Below are 15,218 nucleotides of genomic sequence, written 5' to 3'. Positions count from 1 at the left end.
TTCGGGGCTGGGGTACAAGGAAGGCGTGCAGGAAGCGATGAAGAGCTTCACGAACGTGAAGACGTATTCGCTGCCGTGGTGAGCGCGGCGAGGAGGGGCGTACCACGCCCTCCCGCCGCCAACCGCGTTACTGATAGAAGTTGAGCGTGACCATCGCCGAACGGCCCGGCGCCCAGGTCGCGTAGATCGGGTACGCGCTCGCGTAATACTTCTTGTCGAACAGGTTCTGCACGTTCAGCTGGACGTCCATCGTCTTGTTCACGCGCCAGGTGGCGGCCGCGTCGAAGCGCGCGTAGCCGGGCGTCCATTTCTTCGTCGTCGCGGATACCGACGCATAGGTCTGGCTCATCACCGTCGCACCGGCGCCGAGCGTGAGCTTCGGCATCACGTCGTAGCTCGTCCACAGCGTGAAGTTGTGCTTCGGCACCATCACCATCGGCAGGCCCGATGCGCCCGGGCTGCCGGGGCCCGCGTCGGTCGTGATCGCGTTCAGGTACGAGTAGCCGCCGAACACGTGCCACTTCGGCGTCATGTTGCCCGCGAAGCCGAATTCGAAACCGCGCACGCGCTGCTTGCCCGCGTTGACCGTGTGACCGAGGCCGTCGCTCACGCGCGCGTTGGTCTTCTCGGTCTGGAACAGCGCCGACGTCAGCGACAGTTGATCCCGCAGCACGTCCCACTTCGCGCCGATCTCGATGTTGCGCGAGCGCTCCGGCGCGAGGTCCTGGTTCGTCGCGGTGATCTGGTCGGTGCCGCCGCCGAGGCCGCCGTTCGACCCCGGCGGGTTCGACGACGTGCCGTACGACGCATACAGGCTCACGTTGCTCACCGGCTTGAACACGAGGCCGAACTGGTAGCTGAACAGGTTCGACGTGTTCGACAGGTCGGCGACGCCGGCCTGCTTGCCGGTCGTGTCGTAGCGGTCGAAGCGCAGCCCCGTGTTGAACTGCCAGCGCTCGGACAGCTTCACGGTATCGAAGATGTACGCCGACACGGTGTCGGTGCGCGTGTTCGTCGTCGCGCCGGGGAAGCCCTTGTCGCCGTTCAGCACGATGCTGCCGGTCCACGGCATGTTCGGGTTCCAGCCGCCCGCGAGCGGCGTGCAGTTGCCGGCCACCGAGCAAGGGCCGCCCGAGCGGATGTTGTGGCCGGCCGAATCCGACACGAGGTAGCCCTCGTAGCGCGCCTGTTCATGGCTGAACTCGACGCCGGCCGTCATCGTGTGCTTCATGCCGAACAGGCTCGCGCTGCCGGTCACCTCGGTCTGGTTCGAGAAGCCGTTGAGCGCGTACTTGCCGCTCTTTGCCTGCAGGCTCAGCATGTTCGGATTCGACGCGAGGATCTGCGGGTTCGTCGCGACGTAATCGAGCGTCGAGCGGCCGAACATCGTCGTGTTCTTCAGCTTCCAGTCGTCGTTGAGCTTGTGCTCGACGCGCACTTCGGCGGTGTCGGTCTGCCCGTAGCGGTAGTCGCGCGTGTTCAACCCGAAGAACTGCCCGCGATCGGTCGGCACCGGCGTGCCGCCCGACGCGCGGAACGGCACGCTGAAGTCCGGCATGTCGTACGAGTTCATGTGGTAATAGCTGACCGTGACCGTGGTCGGCGTGTTCAGCCCGAACACGATCGACGGCGCGACACCCCAGCGCTTGTTGTACACGTCGTTGCGGCCGGCCTGGTTCGCGTCGTGACCCATCACGTTCAGGCGCACGGCCGTCGTGTCGTTGATCTTGCGGTTCGCGTCGACCGTCGCGCGCTTGTAGCCGTCGGTGCCGAAACCGATGCTGCTGTTGATGAAATCGTCGTTCTTCGGCGTCTTCGTGACGATGTCGATGCTGCCGCCCACCGAGCCGCGGCCCGCGTAGACCGAATCGGGGCCCTTGATCACGCTGATCTGCTCGACCGCGAACGTTTCGCGGTTCTGCAGCCCCGAGTCGCGCATCCCGTCGACGAAGATCGAGTTGCGCGACTCGAAGCCGCGGATCACCGGGCGGTCGGCCGACGGGTTCGCGGCCGCATCGCCGCCGAGGAACGTGATGCCCGGTACCGAGCGCAGCGCGTCCGCGAACGACGTGACGTTCTTTTCCTTGATCAGTTGCTCGGGGATCACCGTGACCGAGCGCGGCGTATCGAGCAGCGGCGCGGTGAACTTGTACGACGGCGATTGCTTCACCTGCATGTCCGACGGCGCGGACGACTGGATCGTGATCGTCGGCAGCGTCGCCTGCACGTCGGCCGACGGGGCCGGCTGGTCGGCGGCGGGCGCGGGAGAGGGTACCGTTTCGGCGGAAGCGAGCAGCGGGGTCAGGAAAACGGAGCAGGTCAGCGCCGACACGAGGGCGCGAGGCCTCGTCTTGAACTGGGCGGGCATATCGAGAGGCAGCAGAAGGTTCGGTGAGCGGGCGCGTCTTCTCGATGCAGGCCGGGCAGTGCGGAACATCGGAAAACGTCAATGTAAATGCGTATGATTCGCGTTTGCGATCGCAATTGTACGGATTGGTACCAATTCTGTAAACGATTGAATGGTTTTTGTACTAATTTGGTCAGGTCTTCGTGGGGGCGCGATCGCCTTTGCGTCGCATGCAACACCGCTTTCCATGGCCGGGCCGGCGCGTGGCGCGGCGACTCGCTACACTGCCGTACCGGTTGGATGGGCCCCGGCAAGCAGGCCCCGAGCATGGAGACAACATACGATGGACACCCAACGCGCAGCAGTCGTCACGTACCGCGGCAAGGCGATCGAGAACACGCACCTCGCCGATGTGGCGGTGGTCGATGCACGCGGCAGGCTGCTGGCCCGGTTCGGCGATCCGTTCCGGATGACGCTCGCGCGGTCGGCGGCGAAGCCGGCCCAGGCGCTGTCGGTGATCGAGACGGGTGCGCCCGAGCGCTTCGGCTTCGACGATGCGGACATCGCGCTGATGTGCGCGTCGCACAGCAGCGAGGACCGGCATATCGAACGCACGCGCGCGATGCTCGCAAAAGTCGCCGCGCAGGAATCGGACTTGCGTTGCGGCGGCCATCCGCCGTTGTCCGACGCGGTGTACCGTGCGTGGATCAAGCGCGACTACACGCCGACCGGCGTATGCAGCAACTGTTCGGGCAAGCATGTCGGGATGCTGGCCGGCGCGCAGGCGATCGGCGCCGCGATCGCCGATTACCATCTGCCCGAGCATCCGATGCAGGTGCGCGTGAAGCAGGTGGTGGCCGATGCGTGCGGGCTGCGTGACGACGAAGTGGGCTGGGCGATCGACGGGTGCAACCTGCCGACGCCGGCGTTTCCGCTGGACCGGCTGGCGCGCCTGTACGCATCGCTGGCCGACGGGGCGGATACGGTGGAGGCGGGCGGTGACGCAATCAGCGATCGCGTGCGCGCGCTGGCGCGCATTCATCGTGCGATGACCGCGTATCCGGAACTGGTGGCCGGCGACGGGCGCTATTGCACGGTGCTGATGAAGGCGTTCGACGGGCAGGTGGTCGGCAAGCTCGGCGCCGATGCGTGCTACGGGATCGGCGTGCGTGCGTCGGCGCGCACGCGGCAGCTGGGCGCCGATGGCGCGCTCGGCATCTCGGTGAAGATCGAGGACGGCAATCTCGATGTGCTCTACATGGTCGTCAGCGAGCTCCTCGAGCGGCTGCAGATCGGCACGGCCGGGCAGCGCGCGCAACTGGCCGCTTTCCATCGGCCGCCGATGCGCAACACGCAGGGCGTCGAGATCGGGCACGCCACGTTCCCGTTCGAATTGCAGCCGGCCTGACCGGCGCGGATGCGCCGCTGCCGCCGGCCCGCACCCCGGGCCGGGCGCGGCGGCGGGCCCATGCCTGCCGGCCGGCGCGGGCATGAACGCGGGCGCAGGTGCTACGTGCGCGCGCCGCGAATCTTCCCCAGCTCCAGCGCCGACAGCTCGCCGATGTGCGCGAGGTGTTCCGCGAGAAAGTCCTTCAGGACGCGCAGCTTCGCCGAGCTGCGCCGGTTCGCCAGATACGCGATGTAGATGTATTCGCCCGTCAGCCGGTTCAGCAGCCGGTAGCGCGGCAGCACGGCTTCGAGCCGCCCGCTCGCGAGCAGGTCGCGCACCAGCCAGATCTCGAACTCCGCGATGCCGAGCCCCGCGCAGGTCGCTTCGAGCAGCAGCTCCGAATGGTCGGTGACGAGGTTGCCGGCCGGCAGCAGGCTGTGATGCGCGTCGCCGTTCACGAGCTCCCAGCGCGGATCGCCTTCGGGGTGCACGTAGCGCAGGCAGTTGTGTTGCTTGAGGTCATCCGGCGTGGACGGGCGCCCGCAGCGGTCGAGATAGCCGGGCGTCGCGCACAGGATGCTGTCGTTGCGCGACAGGCGGTGGACGACGAGGTTGTCCAGGTAGTTCTCGCCTTCGTGAATGTCGAGGTCGAAGCCGCCGGCCACGAGGTCGTTGTGGTTGTCGGTGAGGCGCACGTCGAGCTGGATCGTCGGGTAGCGCGCGAGAAACGGCGCGACCAGCGGGGCGAGATGGCGGCGGCCGAACGCAACCGGCGCGGTGAGCTTCAGCGGGCCGCTCGGCTGCGCATTCAGCTCGGCGACGACACGCAGTGTGTCGTCGAGATCGGCGATCAGCGTGACGGCGCGTTCCAGGTAGATATGGCCGGCCTCGGTCAGCGTGACGCTGTGCGTCGAGCGGTGCAGCAGCGCGACGCCGAGTGCCTCCTCGATCGCCGTGACCTTGCGCGCGACCGTCGACGTCGACACGTGCATCTCCTTCGCGACCGCCGAAAAACTCCCTGTTTCGACCACTCTCACGAACGCGCGCATCGCGCCCATGTGATCGATGCCGGTTTCTCTCGCGCCTTTTTTCATTCGATTCTCGCTGTTGCGTCCCACGCAAAACCGCTTTCGATAATACATAAGCGAGCTTGTTTTTGCAAAGGCATAGAATGCGAACCCGTCGCGTCGGGAAGCGGCGAACGGCGAGCGGTACGAGACATCCAGGAGGGCACGATGACAGAAAACGGCTTCCGCGTCGAAGCGGATCTTTTAGGCAAACGAAGTATTCCGGACGACGCGTATTACGGCGTCCATACGCTGCGCGCGAAAGAGAACTTCGACATTTCGGGCCGCACCATCGCGTCGCTGCCGTACCTCGTGATGGCGCTCGCTGCCGTGAAGGAGGCCGCGGCCGACGCGAACTGCGAGCTCGGGCTGCTGCCGCGACCGTACCGCGATGCGATCGCCGCCGCGTGCGTCGAGATTCGCGAAGGGCGACTGCACGACCAGTTCGTCGTCGACGTGATCCAGGGCGGGGCCGGCACGTCGACCAACATGAACGCGAACGAGGTGATCTGCAACCGCGCGCTCGAACTCATGGGGCACGCGCGCGGGCAGTACGAATACCTGCATCCGAACGAACACGTCAATCTCGCGCAGAGCACCAACGACGTCTATCCGACCGCGATCCGCGTCGCGACCTGCTTCGCGCTCGAGCACCTGCTCGAAGCGATGGCGCGCCTGCGCGATGCGTTCGCCGAGCGGGCCGACGCGTTCGCCGGCCTGCTGAAGCTCGGCCGCACGCAATTGCAGGACGCGGTGCCGATGACGCTCGGCCAGGAATTCTCGACCTACGCGGTAATGCTGACGGAAGACATTGCACGCCTGCAGGAAGCCGGCTGGCTGATTCGCGAGATCAACCTCGGCGCGACCGCGATCGGCACGGGCATCACCGCGCATCCGCAATACGCGGAGAAGGCGCTGGCGGCGCTGCGGCGCATTACCGGGCTCGACCTGAGCACCGCGCCGAACCTGATCGAGGCGACCCAGGATTGCGGTGCGTTCGTGCAGGTCTCGGGCGTGCTCAAGCGGATCGCCGCGAAGCTGTCGAAGATCTGCAACGACCTGCGGCTGCTGTCGAGCGGCCCGCGCGCGGGGTTCGGCGAGATCAACCTGCCGCCGGTGCAGGCCGGCTCGTCGATCATGCCCGGCAAGGTGAATCCGGTGATCCCGGAAGTCGTCAACCAGGTTGCGTTCGAGGTGTTCGGCAACGACCTGACCGTGACCTTCGCCGCCGAGGCCGGGCAGCTTCAGCTCAACGCGTTCGAGCCGGTGATCGCCAGCGCGCTGTTCCGCAGCTTCAGCCACCTGACGGCCGCCTGCACGACGCTGGCGCAGCGCTGCGTGAGCGGGATCACCGCGAACCCCGAGCGGCTGCGCGAAACGATGGAGCGCTCGGTCGCACTCGCGACCGCGCTGAATCCGTACATCGGCTACAAGCGCGCGACCGCCGTCGCGGCCGAAGCGCACGCAACCGGCAAGTCGATTCGCGAGGTCGTACTCGAGCGCGAGTGGATGACCGATGCACAGGTAGACGAAGCGCTTCGGCCCGAAGCGCTGATCCGGCCGCGCGTGCTTTGACGCCGGCCGAGGGCCGCCGGCGCGCGCGTCGAGCGCCCGGCGGGCCGCCATTTCATCAGCGCCCCCGCGCGGGGCGCGACACATCAAGAAACTACGGAGACTCACGATGAACCACAGCAGCGAGCGCCCGGCCGGTCCGGCCGGCGGCGCGGATTCCCGTCATGCCGATCCCGACGCGATGTTCGCGTCGCACGAGGCCGGTTACGCGAAGCAGTTGAAGCCGCGGCACGTGCAGATGATCGCGATGGGCGGTGCGATCGGCACCGGCCTCTTTCTCGGTGCGGGTGGACGCCTGCAGAGCGCGGGGCCCGCGCTCGCGCTCGTGTATCTCGTCTGCGGCGTGTTCGCCTTCCTGATCATGCGCGCGCTCGGTGAGCTCGTGATGCACCGGCCGACCAGCGGCAGCTTCGTGTCGTACGCGCGGGAGTTCATGGGCGAGCGCGCATCGTTCGTCGCGGGCTGGATGTACTACCTGAACTGGGCGACGACCGGCATCGTCGACATCACGGCGGTCGCGATCTACATGAAGTACTGGGCCGTGTTCACGGACGTGCCGCAGTGGGTGTTCGCGCTCGGTGCGCTCGGGATCGTGTCGGTGATGAACATGATCGGCGTGAAGGTGTTCGGCGAGATGGAGTTCTGGTTCTCGCTCGTCAAGGTGGGGACGCTCGCGGTGTTCCTCGCGGTCGGCGCGGTGTTTCTCGCGAGCGGCCATCCGGTTGCCGGGCAGATGCCGGGGCTTCACCTGGTCGCGGATCACGGCGGGATCTTTCCGCATGGCCTCCTGCCGGCGGTGCTGATCGTGCAGGGCGTCGTGTTCGCGTACGCGAGCATCGAGCTCGTCGGCGTCGCGGCGGGCGAGACCGCCGATGCGCGCAAGGTGCTGCCGAAGGCGATCAACAGCGTGATGTGGCGCATTGCGCTGTTCTATGTCGGCTCCGTCGTGCTGTTGACGATGCTGCTGCCGTGGACGGCATACAGCTCGCACGAAAGCCCGTTCGTGACGTTCTTCAGCAAGCTCGGCGTGCCGTACGTCGGTACCGTGATGAACGTCGTGGTGCTGACCGCCGCGCTGTCGAGCCTGAACTCCGGCCTCTATTCGACCGGGCGCGTGCTGCGCTCGCTGGCGATGGGCGGATCGGCGCCGCGCTTCGTGTCGCGGATGAACGCACGCGGCGTGCCGTACGGCGGGATCCTGATCACGGTCGCGATCAACGCGATCGGCGTGCCGTTGAACTACATCGTGCCGGCGCAGGCGTTCGAGATCGTGCTGAACATGGCGTCGCTCGGGATCATCACGACCTGGGGCTTCATCGTCATGTGCCAGATCCTGTTCCGCCGCGCGGTCGATCGCGGCGAGCTGAAGGCGGTGTCGTTCCGGATGCCCGGCGCGCCGTTCACGTCGTGGCTCACGCTGGCCTTCCTCGTCGGCGTGCTGGTGCTGATGGCGTTCGACTATCCGGGCGGCACGTGGACCATCGCGATGATTCCGGTCGTCGTGCTCGCACTCGTGGTGGGCTGGAAGCTGGCGAAGCGCGGTGCGGCGCGAGAGCAGGCGGCGAATGCGCGTACGTCCGTGGCCACGGGCACTGTCGCCGATCCGGTACAGGGTGCCTGACGGTACTCGCCGGGCGCGCCGGCCCGTTCGCGGCCGGCGTACCGGCGCAGTCAGTTCAAGCCGGCGCGTTCACCGACCCATCGGCTGAAGTCGCCGGCCATTTCCTCGGTCAGTTCGTGACCGGCGTCGTACAGCCGCGTATCGTGCGCGACACCGAGCGACGTGAGTTTCGCGTCGGCGGTGTCGGCCCACGCGACGGGCAGCTTGTCGTCGAAGCGGCCGTGCACGATCAGCGCATGGAGCGGGCGAAGCGCATCGCGCGGCGCGATCAGCGGATCGATTTCGGGCAGGATGCGCCCGCACAGCACCGCGAAGGCGGCGACATCGTCCGGCGACGTGAGGCCGACGCCCGCGCTCATGATGCCGCCCTGGCTGAAGCCGGCGATCACGGTCGGCAATGCGGAAGCCGCGCCGTCGCGGCCGCGGAAGGCACGCAGCAGCGTGATCAGCTGAATGCGGCTTTCATTCGCGCGGGCCGCGTCGATTTCGGGGCCGTTCGGGCCGAAGCGCACCGGAAACCATGCATGCTGGCCGGGCCCGAACGTGAGCGGGGCGCGCAGGAACGCGATCTCGATCCGCGGATCGATGATGCCGGCCAGGTTCAGCAGGTTGGTTTCGTTGCCGCCGACGCCATGCAGCAGCAACAGGCGGGCAACGGGGCGGCCGGCGGACGGGCGCAGCCGGTATTGGAGGCCCGACTCGGGATCGGTGGTCAGCGGCAGGACGTCGGTCATTGCGTGAATCCGGAAGGGGAACGATGCGACAGTCTAGAGCGTACGGGCGGGCGGGTGAATCGTCGGCGAGCGATTGATTGTTTCCTGATGGGAATGAATTCGGTGCATCGAGCCTGCCGCTCATGCGCAGGCGATGCCGCCACCACGCCCGAACCCGCTAGGGAAAACCATAGTGCCCGGAATGCCGCGCGCGCACGATCGAGTAAGCACGCAGTCAGCTTCGCTATTCAGAATCGCCGAACTCATTCAAAAAGCAAACCAGGAGACAGGCGATGCATGATGGGTTGGTGAAAAAAATCGAAGCGCATCCGAAGTACGCGCAGCTCAAGCGACGGCGCAATACGCTCGGCATCTGCCTGACCGTGCTGATGCTGATCGTCTACTACGGCTACATCGCACTGATCGCATTCGACAAGTCGTTTCTCGCGAAGCCCGTGAGCACCGGCGTGACGAGTGTCGGCGTGCCGATCGGCATGGCGGTGATCGTATTCACCGTCGTCATCACCGGCATCTACGTGCGCCGCGCCAACAACGAATACGACCAACTGACGCAGGACATCCTGCAGGATGTCGCCCGATGAACAAGACACTTTCGACGATGCTGGTCGCGCTGCTGGCCGCGGGCGCGTGCGGCGTGGCCGTCGCGGGCGGCGGCGATGTCGGGCAGACCGCCAAGCAGGCGACCAACACCACGGCCATCGTCCTGTTCGCGCTGTTCGTGGCAGGGACGCTTTGGATCACCAAGTGGGCGGCTTCCCGCACGCGTTCCGCCGCGGATTTCTATACGGCCGGCGGCGGCATCACCGGGTTCCAGAACGGGCTGGCGATTTCGGGCGACTACATGTCGGCCGCCTCCTTCCTCGGCATTTCCGCCGCGGTGATGACGTCGGGTTACGACGGCCTGATCTATTCGATCGGCTTTCTGGTCGGCTGGCCGGTCATCACGTTCCTGATGGCCGAGCGGCTGCGCAACCTCGGCAAGTTCACCTTCGCCGACGTCGCGGGCTACCGCTTCGAGCAGGGTCCGATCCGCAGTTTCGCCGCGGTCGGCACGCTGGTGGTGGTGGCGTTCTACCTGATCGCGCAGATGGTGGGCGCGGGGCAGCTCATCAAGCTGCTGTTCGGTCTCGACTACTGGGTGGCCGTCGTGATCGTCGGCGCGCTGATGATGGTCTACGTGCTGTTCGGCGGCATGACCGCGACCACCTGGGTGCAGATCATCAAGGCATGCATGCTGCTCGCGGGCGTGACGTTCATGGCGATCATGGTGCTCGCGCAGTACGGCTTCAGCCCGGAGGCGCTGTTCGCCCATGCCGTGGAGGTCAAGACCGCGATTGCGGCGAACGCGGGCAAGTCGCCGGACGACGCGACCCGTATCGGGCTGTCGGTCATGTCGCCGGGCGGGTTCATCAAGGATCCGGTCTCGGCCATCTCGTTCGGCATGGCGCTGATGTTCGGCACCGCCGGCCTGCCGCACATCCTGATGCGCTTCTTCACCGTGCCGGATGCGAAGGAAGCGCGCAAGTCGGTGTTCTGGGCCACCACCTGGATCGGCTATTTCTACGTGCTGATCTTCATCATCGGCTTCGGCGCGATCACGCTGGTGCTGACCAATCCGGAACTGTCCGACGTGGCCAAGGGCGTGATCAAGGGCGGCGCGGGCACGGCCAACATGGCCGCGGTGCTGGTGGCCAAGACGGTGGGCGGCGATGTGTTCTACGGCTTCATCTCGGCCGTGGCCTTCGCGACGATCCTGGCGGTGGTCGCCGGGCTCACGCTGTCCGGCGCGTCCGCGGTGTCGCACGATCTCTATGCGACCGTCTTCAAGAACGGCAAGGCCGACAGTGCCGACGAACTGAAGGTGTCGCGCATCACGACGCTGGTGCTCGGCGTGATCGCCGTGCTGCTGGGCATCGCGTTCGAGAAGCAGAACGTCGCGTTCATGGTGTCGCTGGCCTTTGCCGTGGCGGCGTCGGCCAACTTCCCGGTGCTGTTCCTGTCGATGATGTGGAAGGGCTGCACCACGCGCGGCGCGGTCATCGGCGGGTTCCTGGGGCTGGCATCGTCGGTGGGGCTGACCATCGTGTCGCCGTCGGTGTGGGAGGCAACGCTCGGTTATCCGAAGGGTTCGGCGTGGTTCCCGTACACGTCGCCCGCGCTGTTCTCGATGACCATCGGCTTCGTGGGCGTGTGGCTGTTCTCGGTGCTTGACTCGAGCGCGCGCGCACGGTCGGAGAAGGGCGCGTTCGCCGCGCAGCAGGTGCGCTCGGAAACGGGCCTGGGGGCGACCCGCGCCAGCAGCCACTGACCGGCCGCCGGTCACGCCCGCCCGGGGGCCGACGATGCCGTTCATCGCATCGTCAGCCTCGGGGCGGGCGGTATCGTTTTCACCCGTCCGTCCAATGATTCAACGGCAATAAAAAATCGCGCGTTCAGCTGGATTCGCCGATAATTCGCAAACGTTTTACGAAATCCATTTAGCGGTCAATTCGCGGATCGAATAAATAAAAAAAAATATCCGAATCCCGGATTTGCGGTCACGCAGGCGCCCCGGCAGAAGCCTTGAGGCACAAGGTTAACGGCAGATCCCGGCAATACTTTAGGGTTCTTTCGCCACAATTATTCATTGCATTTTTATCAATGAACGATTGATTTCCGGTCATCGGAGCGTCATACACCATCCCCGATAATTCGGCGCTCACATTCTTTCAATAGACCAAACGGCGGTCGAAGCCGGATCGCCGCGGGGAGCTGGACTCATGACCATCCGTCACCGCATTACGCTGCTAGTCGTCCTGACGTTCTTCGCGCTGTCCGCGATCGGCATCTATGCCGTGTACCAGACGCGCAAGAGCGCGTCGGAGGTGCGTCAGGTCACCCAGGGCATCGTGCCGAGCGCGCTCGCGTCGGCCGATCTCGTCGCCGATGTGAAGAACATCCAGATCGCGACGATGACGCTCGTCTACGCGCCCGACGCGAATACCGCCGCCCAGGCGCGCGACGAGCTGAAGGCGAAGCAGGCCGCGCTGCGCGCCGCACTCGACGTGCAGGCGAAGTCGGCGGTCGGCCAGGCGCAGGTCGGGCTCGTGTCGCAGGCGAAGGACAGCGCCGCGAACTATTTCGCGGCGATCGACGATACCGTGAAGATGAAGGCCGACGGCAAGCCCGAGATGGCGCAGGCGTACCTGTTCGCGAACGTCGCGCAGTATCGCGACGAACTCGAAAGCATCGTCGACACGCTGCGCGTCGAGAAGAACCGCCAGAAGGACGTCGCGATCAGCGCGCTGAACGGGATGCTCTCGACGACGGCGACCGCGATCGCGGGCGTCGCCGGTACGGTGATCGTGCTGCTGACCGCGCTCGGCTTGCTGCTGTATCGCCAGATCACGCGCCCGCTGATCGGGATGCAGACGGCGATGAGCGAGATCGCGGCGAGCCAGGATTTCACGCGCCGCGTGCCGGTGGGCCGGATGGACGAAATCGGCCATTCGATCGTCGCGTTCAACGGGATGATCGAGAAGATCCAGGAGAACGCCGCGCAGCTCAAGCAGAAGACGGCGGACATCCAGGCGATGCTGCAGAACATGCAGCAGGGGATCCTGACCGTCGTCGAAGGCGGCGTCGTGCATGCCGAGTATTCCGCGTACCTGGAGACCATCTTCGAGACGAGCGACATCGCCGGCCGCGACCTGATGGCGCTCGTGTTCGACGATTCGGCGATCGGTGCCGACGCGCGTTCGCAGGTCGACGCGGCCGTGCATGCGTGCCTCGGCGAAGACAGCATGAACTTCGAGTTCAACGAGCACCTGCTGGTGAATGAAGTCGCGAAGCGGATGCCGGACGGCCGCGAGAAGTGGCTCGACCTGAGCTGGTCGGCGATCACCGACGAGACCGACACGGTGGTGCGCCTGATGCTGTGCGTGCGCGACGTGACCGAGATCCGCGAGCTGACCGCGCAGGCCGGCGAGCAGCAGCGCCGCCTCGAGATGATCGGCGAGATCCTGTCGATCAGCCAGGACAAGTTCCACGACTTCGTGCACAGCGCGAAGGGTTTCCTCAGCGAGAACGAGCGGATGATCCGCCAGCACGAGCGTGCCGATCACTCGATCGTCGCGGCGCTGTTCCGCAACATGCACACGATCAAGGGCAATGCACGCACGTACAGCCTCCAGCACCTGACGAACATCGTCCACGAAGCGGAGCAGGCGTACGACTCGCTGCGCCGCGCGGACGGCGGCCCCGAGTGGAACCGCGACGCGCTGATGGACGACCTGGCGCGCGTGCGCGAGGCCGTCGAGCACTACGCGACGATCAACGCGGTCACGTTGGGCCGCAGCGGTGACGCGGTGCAGGGCGGCGCCGACTTCCTGATGGTCGAGCGCGCGCACATCAGCGAGAGCCTGCGCGTGCTCGACGGCGCCGATCCGGCGAACGCGGCCGACTGGCACGCGGCACGCGATGCCGTACGCCGCATGCTGAGCCAGCTCGGCACGCAGGGGATCGGCGATGCGCTCGGCGGCGTGATCGAGTCGCTGCCGTCGCTCGCGGCGGAACTCGGCAAGCCGGCGCCCGTCGTGCATATCGACAGCCATGGCCAGCGCGTGCGCAGCGAAATCGTCGCGACGCTGAAGAACGTGTTCATGCACCTGCTGCGCAACGCGATCGACCACGGGATCGAATCGTCCGACGAACGCCGCGCGGCCGGCAAGGCGGCATCCGGCACGATCGACATTGCGGTCGGTGTGGGCGGCGGCGAGCTGTGGTTCGTGCTGAGCGACGACGGCCGCGGCCTCGCGCTCGACCGGATTCGCGGCATCGCGCGCGAGCGGGGCTGGATCGATGCCGACCACGACGCGACGCTGTCCGACGACGCGGTGGCCGAGCTGATCTTCCGCCCGGGCTTCTCGACCGCGAGTGCCGTGACCGAAGTGTCGGGGCGCGGCGTCGGCATGGACGCGGTGCGCAACTTCCTGAAGCGCGACGGTGGCGATATCGCGCTGCGCTTCACCGACGATCGTGTCGGCGCGCCGTATCGTGCGTTCGAAACGATCGTGTCGTTGCCGGCCCGCTTCGCGGCGGACGGTGCCGCTCACGAGCGCACGCGCAGCGCGGACGTCGGCGCGGTGGAGTGACGAAGTGATCGTGCAGGCGTGGATGATCCAGATGGCCGCCGCGCTGGCGGGCGGCGCAGTCGTCGCAGTCGTGGCGGCGATCGGTTTTCGCGTGATGCGCAAGCGGCTCATTGCTGTGCTGGAGCGCGATGCGCGCACGTTGCGCGATGCGCTCGACGCGGCCGGCGAGCGTGCCGAACAGGCGGCGGCCGCGCACGCGGAGGCGGCCGACGCATGGGCGCACCGCGAGGCGCAGCTCGAGGAGGCGCTGGCACGCGAGACTTCCGCGGCCGGCACGCAGCGTGACGCGCTGCAGGCCATGTCGGCCGATCGCGCCGCGCTGGCGCAGCACGCGCAGAAGATCGCCGACGAAGCCGCGCGCCTGCGCGGGCTCGCCGGCACCTTCGAGCGCTGGCACGAGCAGATGATCTCGCTGACCACGCAGAACCAGGACATGCGCACGAAGAACCAGGAACTGTCGGCGATCGTCGCGCACGTATCGATCGTGTCGCTGAACGCGTCGATCGAGGCGGCGCGCGCCGGCACGGCCGGGCGCGGCTTCTCGATCGTCGCGAGCGAGGTGCGCGGACTGGCCGCGCGCTCGCAGCAGCTGTCGAACAGCTATCGCGACAGCCTGAACCGCAACGATCTCGTGACGGCCGCGACGTTCCAGGACATCCAGGCCGGCGGCAAGATGATCACGGCCGCGCTCGCGACCGTCGAGGCGCTGGCCGGGCAACTGCATGCGCGGATCGACGGAGGCGCGGCGTGATCAGCGCGCAGGCGAAAGCCGGTTTCGAGCGGATCTTCTTCGATGCGGCGCGCACGCGGCTCGCATCCGGCGGTGCGTGCGACATCCGGCCGGCCGCCGGCGCGGCACACGACGCGCACGATCACGCACACGCGAAGTCGCGCGCGAAGCTGACGGTGCCCGAGCACGTCGCGGCGCTGACGATCTCGGCGCTGCATTTCCGCCTGCTGCTCGCGCTGCGCTTCAGCGACGACGACGCGACGCGCCGCTATTTCGCCGGCGCGACCGCGGGCACCGGCAGCCAGCGGCCGCTGCCCGAAGCGTTCATGGAGGTCGCGAACCTGTGCTGCGGCGCGATCAACCAGGCGCTGACCGCCCCGTTTCCCGACCTGGGGATGTCGACGCCTTATCTGCTGAGCGGATCGAGCATCGATTACCTGGGCGCGCTGTCGCCCGATCACGTGGCCGCTTACGACCTGACGCTCGACGGCGACGTGCGGGTCGGCGCGACGCTGTGCGTATGCGCGAACGCGCCGGTCGATTTCCATGTGCCGGAAACGGCCGTGATGGAAACCGGCGGCGAGCTCGAACTGTTCTGACCGACCCTGACCGACCATTAGGAAAC

The 15,218-nt window shown here is 66.7% G+C and carries 11 protein-coding genes; 8 read left to right on the top strand and 3 right to left on the bottom strand.

Going from position 1 to position 15,218, the window contains the following annotated elements:
• Positions 1 to 127: 127 nt before the first annotated feature.
• Positions 128 to 2,368: a TonB-dependent receptor gene (locus FOZ70_RS33240; RefSeq protein ID WP_059651037.1), complete on the bottom strand. Its 2,241-nt coding sequence runs from the start codon at positions 2,366 to 2,368 to the stop codon at positions 128 to 130.
• A gap of 322 nt (positions 2,369 to 2,690) precedes the next feature.
• On the opposite strand from FOZ70_RS33240, the gene FOZ70_RS33235 reads away from it, so the two are divergent.
• Positions 2,691 to 3,755, top strand: coding sequence for an asparaginase (locus tag FOZ70_RS33235; RefSeq protein WP_219707604.1), 1,065 nt, complete (start codon positions 2,691 to 2,693; stop codon positions 3,753 to 3,755).
• 101 nt (positions 3,756 to 3,856) lie between these two features.
• On the opposite strand, the gene FOZ70_RS33230 is transcribed toward FOZ70_RS33235, so the two are convergent.
• Positions 3,857 to 4,831, bottom strand: a complete 975-nt coding sequence (locus FOZ70_RS33230) for a LysR family transcriptional regulator (protein ID WP_027791264.1) — start codon at positions 4,829 to 4,831, stop codon at positions 3,857 to 3,859.
• Between the two features lie 141 nt (positions 4,832 to 4,972).
• Between FOZ70_RS33230 and FOZ70_RS33225 the strand changes: the two genes are divergently transcribed.
• Together FOZ70_RS33225 and FOZ70_RS33220 are read left to right on the top strand one after the other, a co-directional pair.
• Positions 4,973 to 6,379: an aspartate ammonia-lyase gene (locus FOZ70_RS33225; protein WP_219707603.1), complete on the top strand. Its 1,407-nt coding sequence runs from the start codon at positions 4,973 to 4,975 to the stop codon at positions 6,377 to 6,379.
• A 106-nt stretch (positions 6,380 to 6,485) separates the two neighbouring features.
• Positions 6,486 to 7,997, top strand: coding sequence for an amino acid permease (locus FOZ70_RS33220; protein ID WP_219707602.1), 1,512 nt, complete (start codon positions 6,486 to 6,488; stop codon positions 7,995 to 7,997).
• A 50-nt stretch (positions 7,998 to 8,047) separates the two neighbouring features.
• On the opposite strand, the gene FOZ70_RS33215 is transcribed toward FOZ70_RS33220, so the two are convergent.
• Positions 8,048 to 8,731 carry a phospholipase gene (locus tag FOZ70_RS33215; RefSeq protein ID WP_219707601.1) on the bottom strand — a complete coding sequence of 228 codons (684 nt, stop codon included), beginning with the start codon at positions 8,729 to 8,731 and terminating at the stop codon, positions 8,048 to 8,050.
• A gap of 272 nt (positions 8,732 to 9,003) precedes the next feature.
• Here FOZ70_RS33215 and FOZ70_RS33210 point away from each other — a divergent pair, with 272 nt between their 5' ends.
• The 5 genes from FOZ70_RS33210 to FOZ70_RS33190 all read left to right on the top strand — a co-directional run bounded on the left by FOZ70_RS33210 (position 9,004) and on the right by FOZ70_RS33190 (position 15,192).
• Positions 9,004 to 9,312, top strand: a complete 309-nt coding sequence (locus tag FOZ70_RS33210) for a DUF485 domain-containing protein (RefSeq protein WP_021161374.1) — start codon at positions 9,004 to 9,006, stop codon at positions 9,310 to 9,312.
• Entirely contained in the window at positions 9,309 to 11,039 is a 1,731-nt protein-coding gene (locus tag FOZ70_RS33205; protein WP_021161373.1) for a cation acetate symporter, read from the top strand. Before FOZ70_RS33210 ends, FOZ70_RS33205 begins: the two co-directional genes overlap by 4 nt.
• Before the next feature lie 451 nt (positions 11,040 to 11,490).
• Positions 11,491 to 13,863, top strand: coding sequence for an MCP four helix bundle domain-containing protein (locus tag FOZ70_RS33200; protein WP_219707600.1), 2,373 nt, complete (start codon positions 11,491 to 11,493; stop codon positions 13,861 to 13,863).
• 22 nt (positions 13,864 to 13,885) lie between these two features.
• Entirely contained in the window at positions 13,886 to 14,614 is a 729-nt protein-coding gene (locus FOZ70_RS33195; protein WP_219707605.1) for a methyl-accepting chemotaxis protein, read from the top strand.
• Positions 14,611 to 15,192 (top strand): hypothetical protein, encoded by a 582-nt coding sequence (locus FOZ70_RS33190; protein ID WP_219707599.1) that lies wholly within the window; start codon positions 14,611 to 14,613, stop codon positions 15,190 to 15,192. The genes FOZ70_RS33195 and FOZ70_RS33190 overlap by 4 nt, the downstream gene beginning before the upstream one ends.
• Positions 15,193 to 15,218: the final 26 nt, after the last annotated feature.

Source organism: Burkholderia sp. COPS (assembly GCF_019425585.1).
GTDB lineage: Bacteria > Pseudomonadota > Gammaproteobacteria > Burkholderiales > Burkholderiaceae > Burkholderia > Burkholderia cepacia.
Note: the sequence above shows the minus strand (reverse complement) of the source record. Positions and strands in the feature narration are given on the sequence as shown.